This is a genomic window from Erythrobacter sp. JB1-15, from assembly GCF_057365035.1.
This window is the reverse complement of the sequence record NZ_CP200295.1, coordinates 2872849-2897267: the sequence shown is the minus strand read 5'-3', so window position 1 is coordinate 2897267 and position 24419 is coordinate 2872849. Positions and strand designations below refer to the sequence as shown.

At 56.9% G+C, this 24419-nt stretch carries 20 protein-coding genes; 17 read left to right on the top strand and 3 right to left on the bottom strand.

The features are described 5' to 3' along the window. Positions 1-56 precede the first annotated feature (56 nt). From nuoG to AC0V6L_RS13930, 13 genes are all read left to right on the top strand, one after another. Entirely contained in the window at positions 57-2072 is a 2016-nt protein-coding gene (gene nuoG, locus AC0V6L_RS13990; RefSeq protein ID WP_486154793.1) for an NADH-quinone oxidoreductase subunit NuoG, read from the top strand. Between the two features lie 82 nt (positions 2073-2154). Next, a complete protein-coding gene (gene nuoH / locus AC0V6L_RS13985; RefSeq protein ID WP_486154792.1) occupies positions 2155-3201 on the top strand; it encodes an NADH-quinone oxidoreductase subunit NuoH in 1047 nt (348 codons plus the stop codon). Then, complete coding sequence (locus AC0V6L_RS13980; protein WP_486154791.1) at positions 3198-3686, top strand: hypothetical protein; 489 nt, start codon at positions 3198-3200, stop codon at positions 3684-3686. The genes nuoH and AC0V6L_RS13980 overlap by 4 nt, the downstream gene beginning before the upstream one ends. Continuing rightward, positions 3683-4171, top strand: a complete 489-nt coding sequence (gene nuoI / locus AC0V6L_RS13975) for an NADH-quinone oxidoreductase subunit NuoI (RefSeq protein WP_486146317.1) — start codon at positions 3683-3685, stop codon at positions 4169-4171. The genes AC0V6L_RS13980 and nuoI overlap by 4 nt, the downstream gene beginning before the upstream one ends. A gap of 146 nt (positions 4172-4317) precedes the next feature. Beyond that, positions 4318-4944 carry an NADH-quinone oxidoreductase subunit J gene (locus AC0V6L_RS13970; protein WP_486151420.1) on the top strand — a complete coding sequence of 209 codons (627 nt, stop codon included), beginning with the start codon at positions 4318-4320 and terminating at the stop codon, positions 4942-4944. 8 nt (positions 4945-4952) lie between these two features. Then, positions 4953-5255, top strand: a complete 303-nt coding sequence (gene nuoK, locus AC0V6L_RS13965) for an NADH-quinone oxidoreductase subunit NuoK (RefSeq protein ID WP_486155152.1) — start codon at positions 4953-4955, stop codon at positions 5253-5255. A 5-nt stretch (positions 5256-5260) separates the two neighbouring features. Further along, positions 5261-7252 (top strand): NADH-quinone oxidoreductase subunit L, encoded by a 1992-nt coding sequence (gene nuoL, locus AC0V6L_RS13960; RefSeq protein ID WP_486154790.1) that lies wholly within the window; start codon positions 5261-5263, stop codon positions 7250-7252. Positions 7253-7268: 16 nt separating this feature from the next. Continuing rightward, positions 7269-8816 (top strand): NADH-quinone oxidoreductase subunit M, encoded by a 1548-nt coding sequence (locus AC0V6L_RS13955; protein ID WP_486154788.1) that lies wholly within the window; start codon positions 7269-7271, stop codon positions 8814-8816. After that, positions 8816-10297, top strand: a complete 1482-nt coding sequence (gene nuoN, locus AC0V6L_RS13950; RefSeq protein ID WP_486154787.1) for an NADH-quinone oxidoreductase subunit NuoN — start codon at positions 8816-8818, stop codon at positions 10295-10297. Before AC0V6L_RS13955 ends, nuoN begins: the two co-directional genes overlap by 1 nt. Beyond that, positions 10294-11037 (top strand): biotin--[acetyl-CoA-carboxylase] ligase, encoded by a 744-nt coding sequence (locus AC0V6L_RS13945; RefSeq protein ID WP_486154785.1) that lies wholly within the window; start codon positions 10294-10296, stop codon positions 11035-11037. Before nuoN ends, AC0V6L_RS13945 begins: the two co-directional genes overlap by 4 nt. Next, positions 11037-11813 (top strand): type III pantothenate kinase, encoded by a 777-nt coding sequence (locus AC0V6L_RS13940; protein WP_486154784.1) that lies wholly within the window; start codon positions 11037-11039, stop codon positions 11811-11813. Before AC0V6L_RS13945 ends, AC0V6L_RS13940 begins: the two co-directional genes overlap by 1 nt. Before the next feature lie 32 nt (positions 11814-11845). Then, positions 11846-13504: a ribonuclease J gene (locus tag AC0V6L_RS13935; protein WP_486154783.1), complete on the top strand. Its 1659-nt coding sequence runs from the start codon at positions 11846-11848 to the stop codon at positions 13502-13504. A 6-nt stretch (positions 13505-13510) separates the two neighbouring features. Continuing rightward, a complete protein-coding gene (locus AC0V6L_RS13930; RefSeq protein ID WP_486154782.1) occupies positions 13511-13801 on the top strand; it encodes a DUF1467 family protein in 291 nt (96 codons plus the stop codon). Between the two features lie 2 nt (positions 13802-13803). Here the strand turns inward: AC0V6L_RS13930 and AC0V6L_RS13925 are convergent, their stop codons facing one another. After that, entirely contained in the window at positions 13804-16407 is a 2604-nt protein-coding gene (locus tag AC0V6L_RS13925) for a coiled-coil domain-containing protein (RefSeq protein WP_486154781.1), read from the bottom strand. Between the two features lie 70 nt (positions 16408-16477). On the opposite strand from AC0V6L_RS13925, the gene AC0V6L_RS13920 reads away from it, so the two are divergent. The 3 genes from AC0V6L_RS13920 to AC0V6L_RS13910 all read left to right on the top strand — a co-directional run bounded on the left by AC0V6L_RS13920 (position 16478) and on the right by AC0V6L_RS13910 (position 19298). Then, positions 16478-16789 carry an Hpt domain-containing protein gene (locus AC0V6L_RS13920; RefSeq protein ID WP_486154780.1) on the top strand — a complete coding sequence of 104 codons (312 nt, stop codon included), beginning with the start codon at positions 16478-16480 and terminating at the stop codon, positions 16787-16789. Between the two features lie 155 nt (positions 16790-16944). Next, positions 16945-17895, top strand: coding sequence for a hypothetical protein (locus tag AC0V6L_RS13915; RefSeq protein ID WP_486154779.1), 951 nt, complete (start codon positions 16945-16947; stop codon positions 17893-17895). An 11-nt stretch (positions 17896-17906) separates the two neighbouring features. Continuing rightward, entirely contained in the window at positions 17907-19298 is a 1392-nt protein-coding gene (locus tag AC0V6L_RS13910) for a sensor histidine kinase (RefSeq protein WP_486154778.1), read from the top strand. A 17-nt stretch (positions 19299-19315) separates the two neighbouring features. On the opposite strand, the gene AC0V6L_RS13905 is transcribed toward AC0V6L_RS13910, so the two are convergent. Both AC0V6L_RS13905 and gltX read right to left on the bottom strand, forming a co-directional pair. Then, positions 19316-20602: a citrate synthase gene (locus tag AC0V6L_RS13905; RefSeq protein WP_486154777.1), complete on the bottom strand. Its 1287-nt coding sequence runs from the start codon at positions 20600-20602 to the stop codon at positions 19316-19318. Between the two features lie 40 nt (positions 20603-20642). After that, positions 20643-22046, bottom strand: coding sequence for a glutamate--tRNA ligase (gltX, locus tag AC0V6L_RS13900; RefSeq protein WP_486154776.1), 1404 nt, complete (start codon positions 22044-22046; stop codon positions 20643-20645). A gap of 68 nt (positions 22047-22114) precedes the next feature. Between gltX and AC0V6L_RS13895 the strand changes: the two genes are divergently transcribed. Continuing rightward, entirely contained in the window at positions 22115-24397 is a 2283-nt protein-coding gene (locus tag AC0V6L_RS13895; protein WP_486154775.1) for a ComEC/Rec2 family competence protein, read from the top strand. Positions 24398-24419 lie beyond the last annotated feature (22 nt).

The window sequence follows — 24419 nt, the reverse complement described above, 5'->3', positions numbered from 1 at the left end:
TTTGCCGCTGTTTTATTTGTTGCCGTTTGCGCGCTCCATTTCGGTGGGGTCATCTGATGCCTAAAGTCACCGTAGACGGCGAAGAAATCGAAGTGCCAGCGGGCGCGACTGTCCTTCAGGCTTGCGAGCTTGCGGGCAAGGAAATCCCGCGTTTCTGCTATCATGAACGCCTTTCGATTGCGGGCAATTGCCGCATGTGTCTTGTCGAAGTGAAGCCGGGGCCGCCCAAACCTCAGGCGTCTTGCGCGCTTCCCGCAGGTGACGGGCAGGAAATCCGCACCGATACGCCGATGGTCAAAAAGGCGCGCGAAGGGGTGATGGAGTTTCTCCTGATCAATCACCCACTGGATTGTCCGATTTGCGATCAGGGCGGCGAATGCGATTTGCAAGACCAGTCCATGACCTATGGCAAGGGAGCCTCGCGTTACACCGCAAATAAGCGCGCGGTAACTGAGAAATACATGGGTCCGCTGATCAAGACAGTGATGACCCGCTGCATTCACTGCACGCGCTGTGTCCGTTTCTCCGAAGAGATTGCAGGCGTTGATGAAATCGGCGCGCTGTATCGCGGCGAAGACATGCAGATCACGACCTATCTGGAACAGGCCGCAGCGCACGAATTGTCAGCCAATGTGATTGATCTGTGTCCGGTGGGCGCTCTCACTTCGCGGCCTTATGCGTTTGAGGCGCGCCCTTGGGAGTTGAAGCGTACACTGAGCATTGATGTGTCGGATGCGGTGGGCGCCAATATCTCGCTGCATTCCAAAGGCCGCGAAGTGATGCGTGCGCTGCCCCGCGTGAATGATGATGTGAACGAGGAATGGCTTTCGGATAAAGGTCGCTATCAGGTCGATGGCTTGACCAAACGCCGCCTGGATAACGTGTTTGTGCGCCGCGATGGCAAGCTTGTGGCGGCGGACTGGAACGAAGCGTTCGGCGTTATCAAAGATGCTTTGGGTTCGGACAAATCCTCGATCGCAGCGGTCGCTGGCGATATGGTCGATTGCGAGACTATGTTCGCCGCGAAGGCATTGCTGAAAGCCAGCGGATCAAGCCTGCTTGAAGCGCGCCAGACCGGCATGACCTATGATGTTTCCAACATGGCGGCTGTCAATTTCAACTCGACCTTTACCGGGATTGAGACCGCCGATTGCATTCTGATCGTCGGTTCGCACATTCGCTGGGAAGCCGCCTTGGTGAATGCGCGTATTCGCAAGGCTGTAAAAGCGGGAGCGAAAGTGTTTGTTGTGGGCCCTGAATGGGAGACGACATACCCCACGACATTCCTTGGCGAAGACCTGAAGGTTCTCAACCGCGTGCCCAAGGCTTTGGGCGATGCGATGAAAGCGGCGGATCGTCCAGCGGTTATCCTTGGCGGTGCGGCTTTGGCTAAGGGCGCGCTGGGTGCCGCGCTCAAGCTGGTCGACAAGTTCAAGCTGGTTCGCGATGATTGGAACGGCTTCAATGTCCTCCATATGAGCGCGGCACGCATGGGTTCGCTGATGCTCGATTTCACTGTACCGGGCGGCATGGCAGAGGTGGCGGGCGCGAAGCCGAAAGTGCTGCTCAGCCTTGGCGCGGATGAAATGGACCACTCTTCGTTTGCGGATGCGTTGAAGGTCTATATCGGCCACCACGGCGATAAAGGCGCGCATGCGGCTGATGTCATCCTGCCAGCGGCAAGCTATGCTGAGAAAGACGGCACCTACGTCAACACCGAAGGCCGCGTGCAGTTTGCTGAGAAAGCGGTGTTTGCACCTGGCGATGCGCGTGAAGATTGGACGATTCTGCGCGCGCTTGCTGATGTGCTGGGTGTGAATGTCGGCTTTGACAGTTTTGGCGAATTGCAAGCCGCGATGATCGGCGAAGTGCCTGCTTTGGGTGAAGAAGGGCTGGCCGATTACGGCGCGCTTCCCAAGGCTGACGCTTCCGCGAAGGCAGAGGGCGAGATTAGCGCTTATCCGATTGCGGATTTCTACCTCACCAACCCGATTGCGCGTGCAAGTGCGGTGATGCAGCAATGTTCTGCGGAATTGCTGCACGGGGATGAGATGAAGGAGGCTGCGGAGTGAATTCCTTTGAAGTGATCCCCAGCGAAGGCTGGGGTCTCCCGCAAATTCGATGGAGGTCCCAGCCTGCGCTGGGGCTCGCATTATGACAGATTTCTTCGTTTCCCTCGGCCTTCCCTACGAAGCCGCATGGACCATCGCGACCATCGCGGGCATCCTGCTGATCGCGCTACCGCTGATGCTCGCGGTTGCGATGGTGATTTATGTCGACCGCAAGGTTCTCGGCGCGGTTATGCTGCGGCGCGGGCCCAATGTGGTGGGGCCGTTTGGTCTGCTCCAATCTTTCGCAGATGGCCTCAAGGTCTTCTTGCAAGAAACCATCATTCCGAGCGCGGCCAACAAGGGTATTTTCCTTCTCGCCCCGATCATCACCTTTACCGTGGCGCTGGCTGCATGGGCGGTCATCCCGTTTGGCGAGGGGTTGGTGCTGTCCGACATCAATCTCGGCCTGCTCTACATCCTCGCGATATCCTCGCTTGGGGTATACGGCGTGGTGATGAGCGGTTGGGCGTCAAACTCCAAATATCCGTTCTTCTCCGCCATGCGCGCCGCTGCGCAGATGATCTCCTACGAGGTCTCGATCGGCTTTATCCTCGTATGCGTGGTGCTGTGGACCAAGTCGTTCAACATGACCGATATCGTGATGGCGCAAAAGGGACATGGTCTGGGGATCGTAAACGGGTTCTTTTTCAACCCGCTGCTGTTCCCAATCTTCGTGGTGTTCTTCATCTGCGCCTTGGCAGAAACCGCACGCGCACCCTTTGACCTTACCGAAGCGGAATCGGAGCTGGTTGCCGGATACCAGACCGAATATTCAAGCATGAGCTTTGCGCTGTTCTGGCTGGGTGAATATGCGAACATCCTGCTGATGTGCTCGTTGTGCACGATCCTGTTCGTAGGCGGATGGCTGCCGCCTGTGGATTGGGCGCCGCTTTATGTGGTGCCAGGCTTTATCTGGTTCCTGCTCAAGACCTTTGGGTTCTTCCTCGTCTTCAGCTGGATCTGGGCAACCGTACCGCGTTACCGCTATGACCAGCTGATGCGGCTTGGCTGGAAGGTCTTCCTTCCGATGAGCTTGATCTTTGTGGCGCTGATTAGCGGGTATTTGATGGCGACGGGGCATTGGGCATGAGCTGGCTTCTTTTTTCGTTGGCTTCACTCTCATTTCAGGAACCGGTCCCGATGAAGGTGGTTCCTACTCCTCCTTCGACAGCGCCGATGCCTGCGGTCGTATGGAGCTGCAACTTTTCCGATACGGAGGGCGGTACAATTGTACTCAACGGGCAAATCCCGGAAGTTCCGGCGGGTTGGGATCATTATGACCGCTTAGAGGTCAATGTCGAAGGTCTCGCTCCAGAGTTTTTGTTGGGTAAGCAGAAGTTCGAGATAGCGAACTCGCCGAAAGCAAATATTCGTCGATATTCCTTCTCCGCACTTGGGCCCGACGGAATGGAGTATATTGCGAACTTCCAGTTCGTACGCGACCAACTTAGCCTGGCTACAATCAGTCGATACACTCCACCAACCGACTCTGACCACGGGCGTATAGCAGCCTTTGCGACCGGTGCGTGCAGTCCGAGATTTAAAAAAATTGGCGAAAAGGTGCTTAGCCAATGACCTCCATCACCCAGCTCGCTAAGAGTTTCACCCTCTACGAGTTCGTCAAGGCCCACGCGCTGACCTTGAAGTATTTCTTCAAACCCAAGGTGACGATCAACTATCCGTTTGAGAAATCACCGCTCTCCCCGCGCTTTCGCGGCGAGCACGCTTTGCGCCGCTATCCCAATGGCGAAGAACGCTGCATTGCGTGCAAATTGTGCGAGGCTGTCTGCCCCGCGCAAGCGATCACGATCGAATCCGAACCGCGCGAAGACGGCAGCCGCCGCACGACGCGCTACGATATCGACATGACCAAATGCATTTACTGCGGTTTCTGCCAAGAGGCGTGCCCTGTGGATGCCGTGGTCGAAGGTCCAAATTTTGAATACGCCACCGAAACGCGCGAAGAATTGCTCTATGACAAGGCAAAATTGCTCGCAAACGGTGACAAATGGGAACGGGCCATTGCGGCCAATCTTGAAGCGGACGCTCCCTATCGTTAGGGGCGTGCACGAAACACAACAGGGATAAGCGATTCCGGACTGTCAGCATTCGCTAAAAGTCCGGTTTCGAGGGATAACAAAGGGATCACATTGCCGCTTTCTGGACCTCGGCCTTTCGCCGGGGTGACGATTTGGCCAAGCTCATCATGATACAGGCACTCGCCTTCTACCTTTTTGCAGGCATCGTCATCGCTTCAGCGGTGATGGTAATCCTGTCGCGCAACCCGGTGCATTCTGTGCTGTGGCTTATCCTTGCCTTCTTCAATGCAGCGGGTTTGATGGTCATTGTGGGCGCTGAGTTCATCGCGATGCTGCTGGTGATCGTCTATGTCGGCGCGGTCGCTGTGTTGTTCCTGTTTGTCGTGATGATGCTCGATATCGACTTTGCGGAAATGCGGGCCGGGCTGATCAAGAATTTTCCGCTCGGCATTGCGATGGCGATTATTCTGCTCGCGGAACTCGGGCTTGCACTGGGTGTCTACGGCGCTGGCGGGTTGGTGCTGGGCGATGCGGCTGCCAGTGGCGGCGCGCAACTGGTCGGCGAAAGCAATATCGAGGCGATTGGGCGGCTGCTTTACGGCAAATACATTCTGCTGTTTGAGATCGCCGGGATCATTCTACTGGTTGCCATGATCGGGGCCATTGTGCTCACGCACCGTGAAGCCAAGCCGGGTGCGCGGGGCCGTCAGGATATCGGCAAACAAATCAGCCGCCGCCCGCAAGATGCCAATGTGATGAAGCAACCGGCCGTTGGTGAGGGGATTGAGCTGTGACGTCACCCATCGGCATTGAACATTATCTGGTGGTCGGCGCGATCCTGTTTGTGCTGGGCGTGCTGGGTATCTTTATCAATCGCAAGAACGTCATCGTGATCCTGATGTCGGTTGAGCTGATCCTGCTCAGCGTGAACATCAATCTGGTCGCATTCAGCGCGTTTATGAATGATCTGACCGGACAGATTTTTGCGATGATGGTGCTGACCGTCGCGGCGGCAGAGGCTGCTATCGGACTTGCCATTCTCGTCATCTATTATCGCGGCCGGGGCACGATCGCGGTCGATGATGTCAATCAGATGAGAGGGTAACGGATATGAGCCCCATTCTCATCATCGTGTTCGCACCATTGATCGCGTCGATCATTGCCGGTTTTGGCAATCGCGCGCTGGGCAATACAGGCGCAAAGGTTGTCACGACCGGCGCTCTGTTCCTCTCAGCAATCCTCAGCTGGCCGATCTTCATCGCCTTTATCACAGGCGATGCCATTGCAGAGGTGGTGCCGGTGCTCAAATGGGTTCAGTCGGGCGATATGAGCTTTGACTGGTCGTTCCGTGTGGATGCGCTGACCGCTGTGATGCTGGTTGTGATCAACAGCGTGTCCGCGCTCGTGCATCTGTACAGCTGGGGATATATGGAGGAAGACCCGGATCAGCCGCGCTTCTTCGCTTACCTTTCGCTGTTCACTTTTGCGATGCTGATGCTGGTGACGGCTGATAACCTCGTGCAAATGTTCTTTGGCTGGGAAGGTGTGGGGCTGGCCTCGTATCTGTTGATCGGTTTCTGGTTCCGCAAGCCAACCGCAGGCGCCGCTGCGATTAAGGCTTTTGTGGTGAACCGCGTCGGCGATCTTGGCTTCATGCTGGGAATATTCGGCACGTTCCTGGTGTTCCAGACCACATCAATTCCGGCCATTCTTGACGCTGCACCCGCGATGAGCGGAGCGCAAATCTCTTTCCTTGGCATGCGCGCGCAGACGATGGATGTGCTGTGCATCCTTTTGTTTATCGGCGCGATGGGCAAATCAGCGCAATTGGGGCTTCACACATGGCTGCCCGATGCGATGGAGGGGCCCACACCGGTCTCCGCTCTGATCCATGCGGCCACCATGGTGACAGCGGGCGTGTTTATGCTGTGCCGCTTGTCGCCCATGTTTGAGGCTGCTCCTGTTGCGCTTATGGTGGTAACGGTAATCGGCGGGGCGACCTGTTTCTTTGCCGCGACCATTGGGACCACCCAGTGGGATATCAAGCGCGTGATCGCGTACTCAACGTGTTCGCAGCTGGGTTATATGTTCTTTGCCGCTGGCGTGGGCGCCTACGGTGTGGCGATGTTCCACCTGTTCACGCATGCCTTCTTTAAAGCGCTGCTGTTTTTGGGTGCAGGCTCGGTCATCCATGCGATGCATCATGAACAGGATATGCGGTATTATGGCGGCCTGCGCAAAGAGATACCGCTGACATTCACCGCGATGCTTTTGGGAACGCTCGCGATCACGGGGCTTGGCGTGTATCACCTTGGCGTGGGCTTTGCTGGGTTCTGGTCAAAAGATGCCATTCTTGAGGTTGCGTTTGCGCGCGGCACGGGCACGGGGACCATGGCATTCTGGCTGGGTGTGACCGCGGCATTGCTTACCAGTTTTTACAGCTGGCGGCTGATGTTCCTCACTTTCTGGGGCAAGCCACGCTGGATCGAAAGTGAGCATATCCAGCACTCCGTCCATAAAACGCCCGATGAAGCAGGTGAAGACACGACCGGCGGATACCACCCGCATGAAAGCCCGCTGACGATGCTAATCCCGCTGGGATTGTTGAGCGTGGGTGCCGTGGCCGCGGGCCAAGTGTTTGCGCCGAGTTTCCTCGATGATGCAGCTTTTTGGGCCGGGTCGATCTTTTACAATGAAAACCTGATCCACGCGATGCATGCGGTGCCTTACTGGGTGAAGTATTCTGCGCTGATCGTCATGGTGCTTGGTTTTGCAGGCGCATACCTCGCCTATATCGCCAAGCCCGATATCCCGGCCAAATTCGTCGGTACATTTGGCTGGCTGCACAATTTTGTGTTCCGCAAATGGTATTTTGACGAGCTGTATGATCGGATCTTCGTAAAGCCAGCCTTCTGGTTTGGCCGCCAGTTCTGGAAACTGGGTGATATCGGCACGATTGACCGGTTTGGCCCGAACGGTGTTGCCGCCGTTGTTCAGCGCGGATCGGTCGCGGCGAAGTCAATACAGTCTGGCTATCTCTACACTTATGCGCTGATCATGCTTTTGGGTCTGATCGCCGCTGTCACTTACGTGCTGCTCTAGGGGCGATATAAGAGCAATGGACTTTCCCATCCTCACCGTGATGATGCTGGTGCCCCTTGCGGGGGCAATTGGGTGCTTGTTCGCAGGGCAGGGCTCACGCCTGATCGCTTTGCTGGCGACGCTGGTCACATTTGGCCTGGGCGTAATGCTTTGGGCCAATTACGATATTGGCGGGGCGCAGTGGCAGTTCACCGAGCGCTATGAATTGGTTGCAGGTTTCAATTATGCGTTGGGGATTGATGGCATCGCGCTGATGCTGATCATGCTGAGCGTGTTCCTGATGCCGATCTGTATTTTGGCCAGCTGGGAAGCAATCCAGAAACGCGTTGGCGAATACATGGCTGCGTTTCTGTTCATGGAACTGCTGATGATCGGCACTTTTGCAGCGCAGGATATCTTCCTGTTCTACATCATGTTCGAAGCAGGCCTGATCCCGATGTATCTGATCATCGGCGTTTGGGGCGGCGATAACCGGATCTATGCGAGCTACAAATTCTTCCTCTACACACTGATCGGTTCTGTGCTGATGCTGATCGCGATGTTCTGGATGGTGGCGACCGCTGGCACTTCGGACATCCCGACCTTGATGCAAACCGATTTCCCGCCGGCGGCTCAGACATGGCTGTGGCTGGCGTTCTTTGCGAGTTTCGCGGTGAAAGTGCCGATGTGGCCGTTCCACACTTGGCTGCCCGATGCTCACGTTCAGGCTCCAACCGCCGGTTCTGTGATCCTGGCGGGGGTTTTGCTGAAACTTGGCGGATATGGCTTTATCCGGTTCAGCCTGCCGATGTTCCCCGCTGCGAGCGCGGATTTCGCCTGGCTCGTCTTTGCGTTGTCGATGGTTGCGGTGGTTTATACGTCGCTCGTCGCCTTGGTGCAGTCCGATATGAAAAAGCTGATCGCTTATTCCAGCGTCGCGCATATGGCGATTGTGACGGTCGGTCTGTTTGCTTTCAACGTGCAAGGCATTGAAGGCGCGATCATCATCATGCTGAGCCACGGCCTTGTATCGGGCGCGCTGTTCCTGTGCGTAGGTGTGATTTACGACCGCCTCCATACCCGCGAGATTGAGCGATATGGCGGCTTATCGATCAATATGCCCTATTATGCGGTCTTCTTCCTGCTGTTCACCATGGCGAGCATCGGGCTTCCCGGAACCAGCGGTTTTGTCGGCGAATTCCTATCGCTGGCGGGTATCTATCAGGTGTCCACCTGGGTCGCTTTGGTTTGCACCACTGGGATCATTCTTGGTGCGGGGTATATGCTTTACCTCTATCGCCGGGTCGCCTTTGGCGTTCAGAAGAACGAAGACGCGGCGGCCATGGGCGATATCACTGTGCGCGAATGGGCGATGCTTGCTCCCATTGCTGCGGTTGTGATGTGGATGGGTGTTTACCCAGAAAGTTTCCTTGCTCCGATGCGTGAAGACATCAAAGCGCTTGATGCGCGACTGATCCTGTATGCTCCGCAAAGCGACAGCCGGCTCGAAGTCCTTCCGCCATCCGGCAAGGCGGCGAATGAAGTGCCCGCTCCTGTAGCGCATGATGCAGAAGGGGCGCACTGATGCTCGATTTCACGCAATCCTTTGGGCTGATCATTCCTGAGCTGATCCTGACGGGCGCGGGCCTGCTGTTGCTGCTGATTGCTGCATGGGGTGGAGACAAAGCGGCCCGGACAATCGCAATCCTTGCAGCGACCGCTTTGTTCGGTGCTGGCATTGCGCTTGTGCCCGATCTGCATTTTGGAACGGACGGGCCGGAAACCATCGCGTTTGGCGGATTGATGCGAGTCGACAGTTTTGCTCTGTTTGCCAAGGCGCTGATTTACCTTGCCGCGATTGGCTGCCTTGTGGTTGCCCCGCAGTTTTTTGCGAGCCCCGCCGCGGGTACAGAACGCGGCATGCGGGCCGAATACCCGGTGCTGATGCTGTTTGCGGCAGTCGGCATGAGCGTTATGGTTTCGGCCAGCGATTTCATGACGCTTTATATGGGGCTGGAGCTAAACTCACTCGCTGCCTATGTCCTCGCTGCCATCTTGCGCAATGACAACCGGTCGGCAGAGGCAGGTCTTAAATACTTCGTTCTTGGCGCGCTCGCTTCGGGCATTCTGCTTTACGGGATGAGCCTGCTTTACGGCTTCACTGGCGGAACTGATTTCGCGACCGTGCGCGCTGGGCTTGAAGGCGAATTGGCTTATGGGCCGCTCTTCGGGCTTATTTTTGTGATGGCCGGCCTAGCGTTCAAGATCGCGGCTGTTCCCTTCCACATGTGGACACCCGACGTTTATGAGGGCGCTCCAACACCGGTCACCGCATTCTTTGCCACTGCTCCGAAAGTCGCCGCTGTCGCTTTGACTGCGCGCGTGGTTTTCGATGTGTTTGGTGCGCAGGTCACCGCTTGGCAGCAGATCGTGATGTTCACAGCGCTTGCCTCAATCGTGTTCGGCGCATTGGGCGCGATCGGGCAAGAGAACCTTAAACGGCTGCTCGCCTATTCCTCGATCAACAATATCGGGTTTATCCTGTTGGGTCTGGCCGTGGCGAACCAATCGGGCGCGAGCGCGATGCTGGTTTATCTGTTTATCTATGTCGTGATGAGCCTGGGCAGTTTTACCGCATTGCTGATGCTGCGCGATAACAGCGGCAATCTGTATGAAAATCTGAGCGATGTCGCAGGACTTGCAGTCACGCGTCCGGCGATTGCACTGTGCTTATCCGTGATGATGTTCAGCCTTGCCGGCATTCCGCCCTTGTTCGGGTTTTACAGCAAGTTCGTCGTCTTCAAGGCTGTGGTTGACGCCAATCTCGTTGCATTTGCCGCCATTGCCATTGCGGCGAGCGTTATCGGCGCGTTTTATTACATCAAGGTGGTGAAAGTCATTTGCTTTGATGAACCCGCTGGCCTCGCAACAGGGAAAAGCGGCGCTGCGCATTGGGTCCTGTTGGCGATTACCACAGCGATCATATCGCCGCTTGGCTATTTGATGACAGGCTCGCTTACCGATCTGGCCGATAAGGCGGCAGCAGCGCTGTTCATGGCGGTTTGAGCCCACCTGTAACCATTGAAGTGGTGGAGGAAACCGGCTCGACCAATGCCGACCTGCTGACGCGTCTTGGCTCTGGCGAGCATATCGATGAGGGGTATTGGCTGCGTGCAAAACGTCAGAATGGCGGGCGAGGGCGGCTAGGACGCAAATGGGAAAGCCCGGTGGGCAATCTGTTTTGCAGCACTTTGGTTAATCTGCACGCAGAGCCTCATGCTGCGCACACGTTGTCTTTTGTCGCAGGCCTGGCATTGGCAAATACGATGAGGCGTTCGCTGCTGCCCAAAAGCAATATCGAATTGAAATGGCCCAATGACGCGTTGATCAATGGCGCCAAGATTGCCGGCATCCTGCTCGAACGCCGTGCGAGCAGCGTGGTGGTGGGGATTGGCGTGAACGTTTGCTACGCCCCCGAAGTAGAGGGCCGCCAGACCACGAGTATCCTCAACGAGAACGGCAAACATGGCGGTGGGTGCGATCTGGTCTTGTCGATCCTTGCTGAAGAATTTGCCAAACGGCTTGCCCTTTGGCGCTCAAAACCTTTGAATGAAACACTGGCAGCTTGGACCGATGCAGCGCACCCAATTGGCACTCCGCTGATTACGGGCACGGGTGATGCGGCTGTCGCAGGCACTTTTGCGGGGCTGGATGATGATGGCGCTTTGCTCTTGCGCTTGGCGGATGGAGCGATCCGCACTATCCATGCCGGCGACGTTTCGTTGATTGCGCAAGAGGAAACCTGATGCTGCTGGCTGCTGATGTTGGAAACACCAATGTGGTGTTCGCGCTGTTCGAAGGACGCGAGGTAAAAGCACGCTGGCGAATTGCCACCGATCCGCGCCGCACAGGTGATGAATATGCGGTGTGGCTGCTCCAATTGCTCAGCATTGAAGGGGTAGAGCGCGAACAGATCACGCAGATCATTTTCGCCTCAGTTGTCCCGCGTGCTGATCACAATCTGACCGTTTTGTGCCAAAAATATTTCGGCATAACGCCGCTGAAAGCGGGCGAGGGGGATGCCGCCTGGAGCTTTGCCATTGATGTCGATCAACCCAGTTCATTGGGCGCGGACCGCGCGCTCAACATTCTGGCCGCGCATACCAAATATGGCGGCGACATTATCGCGATTGATTTTGGCACTGCGACCAAATTTGAAGCGATCGATTTCACCGGCGCTTATAAAGGCGGTTCTATTGCGCCGGGTATCAACCTCTCGCTCGACGCGCTGGTCGGAAAAACAGCCAAGCTGCCCCGCATCGCGGTTCGCGCTCCGACGAGCAAAAGCGTGATTGGCCGCAACACCGAAGACCAGATGCTGATTGGCGTTTTCTGGGGCTATGTCGCCATGATGGAAGGCATAGTCGAGCGCATGAAAAGCGAAATTGGCCGCCCGGCAAAGGTTGTAGCGACCGGCGGGCTCGCCATATTGTTTGATGAGGCGACCGACATTTTCGATCACGTCGATGCCGACCTTACCATTCAGGGGCTTGCCATTCTGGCTGAACAGGCCAAGGCGTAATTCCCTCTAATTTAACGAGTATTTCCTCTACCGTGAAAAAGAATTTCAAGCCCGAAAACGAATTGCTGTTCCTGGCGTTGGGGGGCTCCGGCGAGATTGGCATGAATGTCAATCTGTATGGCTGCGATGGTAAGTGGCTGATGGTCGATCTGGGCATGACTTTTTCCGGCGGCGAATATCCCGGCGTTGATCTGGTCTTTGCTGATCTGGAGTTTATCGAAGATCGCACCGAAGACCTGCTTGGCATTGTTCTAACTCACGCGCATGAAGACCATATCGGAGCGGTGCCGTATTTTGCCGGCGAGCTGGGCGTGCCGCTTTATGCGACGCCGTTCACGGCCGATTTGGTTGCGCGCAAACTGGAAGAGGCCGGGCTGCAGGGTCAGGTCGAACTCAACATCATCCCTGATGACCACGGCGAAATTGCGCTGGGCCCGTTCACGGTCACCTATCTACCGCTAGCCCATTCCATTGCAGAAGGTAACGCGCTGCTGATTGAAACGCCCTATGGACAAGTTTTTCATACAGGCGATTGGAAGCTGGATGAAGAACCCATCATTGGTGAACCGACCACGCAAGAAGAGCTGACTGAGATCGGGGATGACGGTGTGCTTGCGCTGGTGTGTGACAGCACCAATGTCTTCAATCCCAACCCGTCAGGTTCTGAAGGCGCGGTGCATCGCGGATTGATGGAGGAAGTCGCCAAGCATGAAGGCAAGCGGGTTGTTGTGACAACCTTCGCCAGCAATGTTGCACGCTTGCAAACCTTGGGCGAAGTGGCCCGCGAAACAGGCCGGCAAGTGTGCATTGCGGGCCGCTCGCTTGACCGGATATTGGAAGTAAGTCAGGCCAATGGTTACCTTACCAATTTTCCTGATCCGATTGATTTTGACACGGCCATGCGGTTGCCGCGCGGGGAGGTGTTGATCCTTGCCACAGGCGGGCAGGGCGAACCGCGCGCTGCGCTGGCCCGGATGGCGGATGATAATCATCCCATTGAACTGGCGCGCGGCGATGTGGTGCTGTTTTCCTCGCGTCAGATCCCCGGCAATGAAATTTCCATCGGCAAGATGCAAAACCAGCTTGCCGCGCGCGGGATCACGATGGTGACTGACAGGCAGAGCTTTATCCATGTGTCCGGTCACCCCGGCAGGCCCGAACTGGAGGCGCTGTATGGCTGGCTGCGGCCAGAAATTCTGGTGCCGGTGCACGGCGAAATGCGTCACATGCAGGAACAGGCCCGCGTTGGAAAAGCCCGCGGCATCGCGCATAATGTTGTCCAATCCAACGGCGATATCGTCAAACTTGCTCCCGGCAAGCCTGCGACTTTGGCGCAGGTCCGCAATGGGCGGCTTGTCCTTGATGGCGATATCATCGCTCCGGCTGACGGCGAGGCGATCAGTATGCGCCGCCGCATTGCGCATGAGGGATTGATGACGGTGGCATTGGTCAAAGGCAGCAATCCGGTGATCGATTGCATCGGTTTGCCTCTGGATGAAGACATGCCTGAATTTATCGCCGAGACCCAAAGCGATATTCTGTCAGCCCTGCGCAAGCTAAAAGGCAAAGACGCGCAAGACCCCGCTGCCGTTCACGAAGCGGCACGCCTTGCCGCCCGCCGTGCGGCGCGGCGATGGTCGGGTAAAAACCCGCAAGTGCGTGTCCTGATGCCGGGTCTGGTGCCGAGCTAACCCGCTATGCAATGGACGTCTATCATCGCGATCTATTTCCTCATCTGGGTGATGAGCGCGTTTGTCCTCTTGCCTTTTGGCGTGAAGACGGCGGACGAGGTTGGCGACAAAACTGCACCCGGACATGCAGAAAGCGCGCCCGTTAATTTTCGGCCCGGAAAGGTCGTCATCCGCGCGACTGTGATCGCGGCTCTGCTCACGACGTTGTTTGTGCTCAATTTTGAATATGGCTGGATCAGCGCCGATGATCTGAACATCTTCCCCGAACCGCCAACAAAGCTCTCTGCTGACGATTGAGCCTAATTGCGCAGCCGCTCAATGCCCTGCGCAAGCGCAACGTAAAGTTTGCCCATATCCGAACCCAGCACGGTCACACCCAGCGCATTACCATCGCGCGTTGACAGCATGGAACGCAGCATAGCTTCGAAGTCGTGGATGTAGCGGTTCACATTGGCGTGAAATTCGCTGTCCGACTGGTAAAGTTCGGAGATTTCCTTGGCCTGAGAATTGTCGATCAGGCGCACCGCACGGCGGGTGAATATTCCGCGATCGCCTTTCAAATAGGCGTTCCATTCCGTGTCTGGCACTTCGCTCGACAATGCGGACGCGATATCGATTGCGCCGGAATTAAGGCTGTCGGTGATGAGCGCCATGCGGCGGGCGAAATCGTTATTGACCTGTTCTTCTGCCAGTTCCCGCGCGCGAGTGATGCGCTGTTCCAGATTTCCCGTGAGCTCGTTTACTTTGGCCAATTGATCGCGCAATTGAGTGGTCGCCTCACGCCCAGCGCCGGATGCTTTGGATGTCGCGTCCTCAATTTGCGCGATGGCAGAGGCGCTTTCGTCGCGCAAAGATTGCGATAGCTGCTCAACCGCTTCCGTGCTGATCTGTGCGGCAAGCGCCTCAACCTTCTCTTTGGCGCCATTTTCAAGCGAGGCAAAAGTCGTCTGCGTGGCGGTTTCGAGCGATGTGATAGCCTCGCGCAGTTTGTCTTGCGTGGCCCCTGCAAATTCTTCGCTTTCCGAGGTGATCTGCGCCAGCCCGCCGCGCAATCCGTGCAGTTTTGCCAAAGCTTCGTCCGTATGTTCGGAAAAGCGCGCCGTGATCTCTTCAATCGAATTGTCAGCCCGTTCAATCTCGCCGTGGGCTTTCGTTAGATAACCGCTCAAATCTTCGCCGCGCTGCGCTGTTTCCAGGATCACGCCTTTGAGCGCGCCGGCACGTTGTTCCACATCACCCAGTTCGCTCGCTGCGGACTGGATCGCCTGCGGGAGCTCTTCGCGCGTGTGGTGGACGCCCAATTCGATGTTTTCGAGCACTTTGAGAGCTGCATTGTTTATTTCTTTGAGCGCTTCGGCGGTTTGGCCAAGCGCCAAGCGTTTGTCAGACAAGGTCTTGCCCAGATCGCCAAGCCCTTCTGACAGGCTGCGCCGCGACATATCGCCTTGTTCGCCGATCCGTTTGATAAGCGCACCCATCTCGCCAAACTGTTCGCTCAGCGCAGCGCTTTGTGCAGACAGCTTTTCCGTTTCCTGCGCATGCAGATCGCGCTGCTCGGCCATGGCGGCATCGAGTTTCGTGAGGCGCTCAGCCAGTATTTCAGCGCCGCGCGCCTCGCGCTGTTCGAATTGCGTTTGGCGGTTTGTCATTTCGTCGAGGAACCGGATATCGCGCTGGCCAAGTAAAGTGTCGAAATCCGCGGCCTCTTTGTGCAGGCTTTGCACGCGGACTTTGGATGCTTCGATGGAATTGCGATCCAGCGTGTCAACCTGTTCGAACAAATCGGTGACATTGGCCTGAATTTTCTCAAGCGCGGCTTTCTGCCTGTCGCCCGCCAATTTTTCAGCGTCATGCAATTTCGCAATCAGCGTGTCGGTTTCGCCCTGCAATCCAGCAAATCGGCCACTCAGTGAAGCAAAGGCCTGCGCCTCTGTTTGGTCCATTTCGCTGCGGTATTCTGCGGCCTTGTTTTGCAGCAAATCGAACCGAGCGCCTACGGTTTCTTCCAAACGGGTGATCTCGGTATCAAAATCGCTCAGTGTGGCGCGAACCCGGTCGCCCATACCGCTGATTTGCTCTTCGCTTGACGTGCCAAGCGCTTGGATTTTCTCAAATTCGCCCGTCATGCTTTCAAGGCTCTGCTTGGCCGTGTCGCCAGCATTGCCGATCTGATTGGACACATCGCGCGCGGAATTTGCAATCACGGGTAAGTCATCGCGCAATCGCACCATATTGGCGAGGGCCGTATCACTTGCGGTGCCGATGGATTGCACCTGCTTGTCGTTCTTTTTGATCAAATCCTGCAAAGACGCGGCATGTTCGCCAATGCGCTCGCTCGCCACACGGCCAAGCGATTCCAGATCGCGCGATTGAGAAGCGAGAAATTCCCGCGCAAGGCTCAGCTCGCGATTGACCACGGTAAGCCGGGTTTCAAGCTGCGCGCTTTCCTGACTAAGCAGCGATGCCGTGGTAGCAAAGCGATTGGCCTCAACCCGCGAATTGCGCATGGCGAGCAGCCAGATCACGCAAACCAGCAGCACGGGCACCGACCAATCAATGATCCAGCGAACCCATTGCGCAGGCGCCACAGCGGCCGCGTTCATCAATTCCCCGCGCATCGCCCAGCCATAAAGGGCCGTCCAGCTAAGGATTACGGTGATCGCCAGAGCGGGGATAACCCAGGTAAAGCGCGCTGAAGGTGTCTCGATCATCTCTTCGAAATACCCCGTATCTTCGTCCATCTCGGATAGGTCGAGGATGTCCAAATTGTCATCGGCCGGGCTACCGGTCTGGGCATTTTCGGCATCAGGCATATCGCCATCGTCCGCTTTTGCAGGTGAGCTGGATGAAGCTTTGCGCTTCTCTTCTTGGCGAACCGCCCGGATATGCTGTCTTTTTGACATGCCCTTCTGATACCACATGGATCCTGTGGATAAACCCTCCATTAACCCTTAGTCGCCTAGTGTTGCCTTTATGGCATTTGAAAATGGAGCCCTTGATGCAACTCTGGCAGCGGCGGCAGGTGATGATCCTGCATTGCTGCGGGAATTGCGCGCCGCGTTTGTTGAAAGCGCCGAAAAGCAGCTCGATTTGCTGAAGCGTTCTCGCTGTGATGGCAATTGGAATGTTGCGGCGATGCGGCTTAAGGGTTTGGCGGCCAGCTTTCATTCTGACGAATTGCTGCTGGCGGCCGAAAATGCGCTTGTTTCTGCCCCGGGTGAACCAACGGCGATCCGAGATATCGAGACGGTTTTGCGCCAATATTCGGGTGTTTCACCAAGCTAAACTGGGCAAGCTCCGGCTCACAAGGCCGGCGATGGGTGCAATGCACTTACGAAACACTCACGCTTCGTTGCCACAAACCTATCCGCAATTGCTGCTGTGTCTTGCGATTAAATCGGCTAACGCGGGCTTAACTATAGCACCTGTATAGGCGAGGTATGGGCAAGATCGTCATGGACCAGCCGGCGACACCGCATGTCGAGCTGATGCTGCGCGCTGAATTGGCGCGTGGTGATCGTGCGCTCAGCGGCGTTGCCCCGGTTCTGTCGCACCTTTTGGCAAGTTCGGGCCATGCGCTCGTAAACGAGGACATTGTCGCCCGGCTGCGCGGCATGATGAACGACGCTGCCCGTCAATTGATCGTGGCCGCGGGGGCGCACGAACCCGAGGAAATCGCGGTTGATGCCCTGTCAGATCATTTGGCCGGCGACGGCCCCATACTGAGCCATTTCTACTCGCTCGCGATGGAAGGTCATTTGGCCTATCGGTTGGAGCAGCGATCGTCATTGGACCCTGTGCTGTGCCCGTTATTGCAAGAGCTGATCGCGTCTGAACAAGCTGAGGTGGCCGAACTTGGGATGCACGCGCTCGCCGCGCAATCTCGGTTTGTTCAAGCCCAGCGCCGTATGTCCATGCCATTGGGTGAATTGCCTGCGCGCCTCTATCACGGGGTTCTTGAGGCTTTCGAGGCATGGCCGGGGTCAGCTGCGGTATGCGCAGATGCCGAATTGGAAACGGGCATCCAGCGATTGCGCTTGGAGTATGATGAGGGGGCAACCCGTCTGGCATTGCTGACGCGCCTTGCGCGCTCCATGCGGGCAGGCGCTGTTGCAGCTTTAGACCTTGATCATGCAGGATTAGCGCTGTTCGTCACGGCTTTGGCCGCGCTGACCGGGCAGCCGCGCGACCTTGCAATCCTTGCCTGTCACGAACGTCAAGCGGCGCGCCTTGCATTGGGCCTCCGCGCTGCTGGTCTCGATCAATCCGCGATTGAGCGCCAGTTTCTGCTGCTTGAACCTGCGGAACGTCTGCCCAGCCATATGGATGAGATCGCCCCTGGAAAAGCAGCTGATTTGCTTGGGCAATCGGCTGCATGGAAAGCGGGATAAGAGCGCGGGCGATGGATCAACGCAGTTCCCTTCTTGCCGCGCGCGGTGTGACAGACAAGCTTGACCGCCTGGTCACAGCCGATGAAGCGCTTGCGGATTTGCATGAGAAATGCGGCGGAGCACTGCCGGGAACTCTGGCAATCCCGGAACTGCTCGATCTGGTGCAGCAGGGCAGGGCCATGGGCCTTCGGATTGCGCGCGAGTTTACTTGTTTTGATGGCGAGGAAGTGGTCAGCGGGTTTGCCCGCGTTCATCCCCTTGATGAAACGGACGGCGGCGGGTGCGAGCTGCTGATCGACAATTGGCAGCGCGCACAAGAGCCGCAATTGACCTCTCGCGAACTGGCAGAGCAGATCGATGCCATTGACCGCGCGTCGGCAGAAGTAAACGCGCGGTTAGATAACCGCCAGCACTTGCAATTGCTAAGCGGTTTGGCGCCGGATACCGCTGAACTGGTGGCGCTTTCCAAATCTCAGCCCGGAAAGCTATGGACGGACTATGTCAGCTTGCAAGGCGTTGCGCATCAGCAGCCTCTGCATTGGCGTTTGCTGGATGGAGCGTCTTGCACCTTTGCGGGATCGGAGCGTTCCTGGAGAGTGCGGATAATCCCGACGGGGCCGGGGACAGGCACGCCGCGCGGGTTTGAATTGCTGCTTGTCGCCGAAGAGCCACTTGTTGCAGCCGCCGATGCCGGCACCGCGGATGACCGTTCGCAAACCCGCCTGATCGGCAGTGCGCTAACCCCGGTTCTGCGCCAACCTATAGCCAGCATTATTGCCAATGCCGAAACCATTCGCGCGCGCTTGGCGGGGCCATTGCGCGGCGAATATAGCGAATATGCAGGCAATATTGCTGCCGCTGGTCAGCACCTTTCGGGGATGCTTGATGATCTTGCCGACCTCGAAGTGGTCGAAGCGCCCGGTTTCAGCACGCTTCAGGAACGGGTTGATTTAAGCGATGCAGCCCGGCGTGCAGGCGGGATATTGGGCGTAAGAGCGCAGGCCCGAAACATCACTCTCAACCTTCCGGCGAAGGACGAGCATGCGCCCGCAAACGCAGAATTTAGGCGCGTGCTGCAAATTCTCATCAATCTGATCGGGAACGCCATTTCCTATTCGCCGGAAGACAGCACTGTCACCGTGGCGATTGGCGAAGATGAAGCTTCCGAGGCCGTATTCCTGACGGTGGAAGATGAAGGTCCCGGTATCAGCGCCGAACAGGCCGAGCATATTTTCGAAAAGTTTGAACGGCTTGGGCGCGATAATGACGGCGGCTCTGGCCTTGGTCTTTATATCTCGAAAAAGCTCGCAGACGCGATGCAGGGCGAATTAGCGCTCGCCGAGCCGCAAGAACGCGCCGATCAGGGCGCGCTCTTCCGTCTCACATTACCAAAGCACAGCTAAAACGCTGGCTTTACACCTTACCGGTTGGCCAGCGGCACGTAATCGCGCGCTGTCGGTCCTGTATAAAGCTGGCGAGGGCGGCCAATAACCTGGCCTGGATCAGAGATCATCTCGTTCCACTGAGCGACCCAGCCCACGGTGCGCGCCAGAGCAAACAACGCGGTGAACATCGTTGTCGGGAACCCGATTGAGGACAGGATGATGCCGGAATAGAAGTCAACATTGGGGAACAGCTTCTTTTCCTTGAAATAATCATCGTTGAGCGCAAGCTCTTCAAGCTGCAACGCCACTTCGAACACAGGATCAGTTGTTTTGAGTGCTTCAAACACTTCGCGAAGCGTCTGCTGCATCACCGTCGCGCGCGGATCGTAGTTTTTGTAAACCCGGTGACCAAAGCCCATCAGCCGGAAGGGATCGTTCTTATCCTTCGCACGCTCGATATAGTGCGGGATCCGGTCCGGCGTGCCGATTTCTTGCAGCATGTTCAGCGCCGCCTCATTCGCGCCGCCATGCGCCGGGCCCCAGAGGCAGGCAATGCCAGCAGCGATACACGCAAACGGGTTTGCGCCAGAGGAACCAGCCAAACGCACGGTTGATGTTGATGCGTTTTGTTCATGATCGGCATGGAGGATAAAGATCCGGTCCATTGCCTTCTCAATCGCCGGATGCACCTCATATTCCTCGGCCGGAACGCCAAATGTCATCCGCAGGAAATTGCCCGTGTAGCTCAGATCGTTCTTGGGCTGCATCATGGGCTGACCCACAGCATATTTGTATGCCATCGCCGCGATGGTTGGCATCTTTGCGATCAGGCGGTGCGATGAAATCTTGCGATGCTCAGGATCGGAAATGTCAGTGCTATCATGATAAAACGCCGAAAGCGCGCCCACAACGCCGCACATAATCGCCATCGGGTGCGCATCGCGGCGAAATCCCTGGACGAACTGTCGCAGCTGATCGTGCAGCATTGTGTGTCGAGTGATCGTGTACGTGAAATCGTCAAGCTCTTCGCTATTGGGCAATTCACCGTTCAGCAGCAGATAGCTGACTTCCATAAAGCTGGATTGTTCGGCCAATTGCCCAATGGGATAACCGCGATGGAGCAAAATGCCTTCATTGCCATCAATATAAGTGAGCGCGCTTTCGCAGCTGGCCGTCGATTTGTAGCCCGGATCGAAAGTGAACGCACCGGTTGACCCGTATAGCTTACGGATATCGACCACATCGGGGCCAGTGCTGCCTTCTAATACAGGAAATTCGTGGGTCTGCCCGCCCAATTCGAGTTTCGCCATTTTGTCTGCCACACTGTATCTCCTGTCCAATTTTTACCGCAAAAAGACGCGGCTAAGACGCTTCGGCGTCGAGCCGGGCCAGCGATTCATCCCGTCCCAAAAGGACGAGAACGTCAAAAATGCCGGGCGAAGTCATCGTTCCGGTCAAGGCAGCGCGCATCGGCTGCGCAAGCTTGCCAAAACCCAATCCCATGTCCTCAGCTAAGGCTTTCGTAGTGGCTTCGAGAGCGTCGATTGTCCAGTCATTTTCACTGCCCAATCGTGCAGAAATTTGCGCTAATCTTGCTCGCGCCTCATCATCGAGCGCCTTCGCCGCTTTCTCGGTCATTTTAAGCGGTGTGGTTGCAAAAAGAAATCCTGCACCATCAACCAGTTCATCGACTGTCTTCGCACGCATTTTTAGAGCGGGCATTGCCTTTTCCAAAAGCGCATGATCCGCGCCATCACCCATCCGTTCCGCCACCAATCTGGCCAATTGCGCATCATCAGCCTCGCGCAGATAGTGCCCGTTGAGGTTTTCGAGCTTTTTCAGGTCAAATCGTGACGGGCTTTTGCCCACACCTGACAGGGTGAACAGCTCAATCGCTTCTTCGCGGGTAATTTCCTCTTTGTCGCCATGGGCCCAACCAAGCCGCAACAGATAATTGCACAAGGCTTCAGGCAGAATTCCCATGTCGTCGCGATAGGCCTCAACCCCCAAAGCTCCGTGCCGTTTCGATAGCTTCGCGCCGTCAGGCCCGTGGATCAGCGGTACATGGGCATAGACCGGCTCGTTCCAGCCGCCCTCGATTGCCTCCATCGCATGATAAATGGGAAGCTGGCGGAACGCATTGTTGAGGTGATCATCGCCCCGGATTACATGCGTGACGCCCATGTCATGGTCATCCACTACCACCGCGAGCATGTAAGTGGGTGTCCCATCGGCGCGTAGGATGATGAAATCATCGAGTTCTGCATTGCTTACCGAAACCGAGCCCTGAACCTCGTCAACAATGGCCGTCTCCCCCTGTTGCGGAGTTTTAATCCTGACAGTGAAAGGCGCATTTTGGGGCGCCTCTGACGGGTCACGGTCGCGCCAGCGCCCGTCATAGCGCATGGGCTGCTTTTTCGCCTTTTGTTCGGCTCGCATCGCCTCGAGTTCCTCAGGGGTAGCAAAGCATTTGTAAGCGTGACCAGCATCAAGCAATTGGTGCGCAATTTGCGCATGGCGCCCTGCGCGATCAGACTGAAACACGGGTGGTTCATCGTAATCAAGACCCATCCAATCCAGGCCATCAATGATCGCATCGATTGCTGCCTGGGTTGAACGCTTGGTATCGGTATCCTCGATCCTGAGCAGCGCTTTGCCGCCGTGATGACGGGCATACAGCCAATTGAACAACGCTGTTCGTGCCCCGCCGATATGCAGAAACCCAGTGGGTGAGGGGGCAAATCGGGTAACAATCTCGCTTGCCATACGCGTCCAATTCCTATTCATATCATGCGCTGAGCCGACCGGCCGCACCCCAGAAGGGACTATGGCAAATGGCTGATCTACCAACTGTTCCAATGGGAGATGATGACGCTGGCAGTGCGGCTGCCGGCGTTACCGTTTCTGATGCGACTTTTGACAAAGCCAGCCGAGATCCCACGCGCACTTGGCAAACGGGCGCGGGAATGTCCAGCATCACGGTGGCAATCTTCGATAGGATCGAGGAATTTCTTGCGAGGGCAGGCTTTGACCGCGCACCCTGGATTGCGGTTTGCTTTGCGTGCGGGATCTTTGCCTGGTTCGCACTCACAAGTCCGTGGCAATGGGCCAGCGCAATCGGGGCCGGACTGCTGCTTGCGCTGGCGGCAATGGCGGCATGGCGCGGGGTGGATGAACGCGAGCATTGCCGCCGGGCGAGCATTGCGATCGGATTGGTCTTTGCCGCTGGCCTTGCTGTGATCTGGGCCCGGTCCGAAATGGTGGGGGCGGAGCCGATTGAGAGGCCAGTGGTCGAGCGCGTGCAAGGATATGTGCTCGAACGCCAGGATCAACCCGCCGATGAACGCATCCGGCTCACCTTGGCTATCCGCGATCCCGAAACCGGTGAGAGCCGCAAGATCCGGATCAATGTCCCTTTGGCAGAGGTGGACCGGGTTGATGCCAATGCTAATGCTAATGCCATTGGGAATTCCGCCCTGAGTGAAGGCGCAGTTCTACGGATGCGTGTGCGCCTGATGCCTCCTGCGAGCCCCATGTTGCCGGGAGCCTATGATTTTGCGCGCGCCGCGTGGTTCAAGGGCTATGCTGCGACGGGTAGCCTTGTCGGGGAGATTGAGGTTATCGAGGCTCCTCAAACCAAGAGCGGTTTGAAAGGTATCCAGCGCAGCCTTGCCAATCACGTTCGCGCCAATGTTGATGGATCGGCGGGCACGATTGCTGCAGCCTTTGCGAGCGGTGACCGAGGAGCCATCCCGCAAGCTGATGAGGAAGCGATGCGCGATGCGGGCCTTACGCATTTGCTTGCTATCAGCGGACTGCATGTGAGCGCGGTGATTGCCGCTGCTTATTTCGTGGTGATTAAGCTATTGGCGCTGTTCCCCGCTTTGGCTTTGCGGGTGCGATTGCCGGTTGCGGCTGCGGTAGCCGGAGCAATGGCCGGTATCGCCTACACCTTACTCACAGGCGCGCAGGTACCCACCGTCAGAGCCTGCGTTGCGGCCATTCTGGTGCTGGGCGCTCTGGCGCTGGGGCGTGATGCGCTTTCGTTTCGTATGGTCGCGGTCGCTGCGATGTTCGTCATGGTGGTGTGGCCCGAGACGGTCATCGGTCCCAGCTTTCAGATGAGTTTTTCCGCCGTCCTTGCGATTGTTGCTTTGCATTCGTCTGGCCCGGTGAGAGCCTTTCTGGCTGCGCGCGAAGAACCCTGGTGGCAGCGATTTGGACGCAACACGGCCATGCTTTTCCTGACGGGCCTGGTCATTGAGCTTGCCCTGATGCCGATTGTCATGTTCCATTTTCACCGTGCGGGCCTTTATGGAGCGCTGGCCAATGTCATCGCCATTCCTTTGGTGACCTTCATCGCGATGCCGATGATCGCGCTCGGTCTGGCTCTCGATCTGGTCGGCGCGGGCGCGCCTGTTTGGTGGATTGCCGAACGCGCGCTTGAAGCTTTGCTTGCCATTGCGCATTTCACTTCCGCTCAACCCGGCGCGGTTAAGCTGATGCCGCAAATGGGCGGCGTTACGATTGCCCTGTTTGTCGCAGGAGGGCTGTGGCTGGCGCTGTGGTCGGGCAGAGCGAGGCTGTTTGGTTTTGCTCCTGTTGCAGCAGGGATAGCCGCTTTGCTAGCCACCCCAATACCCGACATTCTGGTCGGGCGGGAAGGGCGCCATGTCGGGATCACCACCATTCAACCTGATGGGTCGAGAGCGCTGCTTTCGCTGCGAGACAGCCGTTCCTCCTATTCGCGCGATAACCTGCTTGAACTGTCTAGCGTGACCAGCGATCCTATCCCGCTTAGCGAATGGCCTGGTGCGCGGTGTTCTGCTGAGTTCTGCCTCATCACTCTTGAGCGAGGCGGCAGAGAATGGGTGCTTCTGCTTGCGCGCAACCGCAATCTGATCGAAGAGCGCGCTTTGGCTGCTGCATGCGATCAGGCCGATATCGTGGTCGCGGACCGGTTTTTGCCGCGCTCGTGCAAACCGCGCTGGCTCAAAGCGGATCGCGGTTATCTTGGCCAGAACGGCGGTCTTGCGATTGACCTTGGCAGCGAGACGATCACCACGGTTGCTACCAGCCAAGGCGAGCACGGTTGGTGGAAGGGGTTTGAGGACTGAGCCAAGCCCGCTTATGACGCGC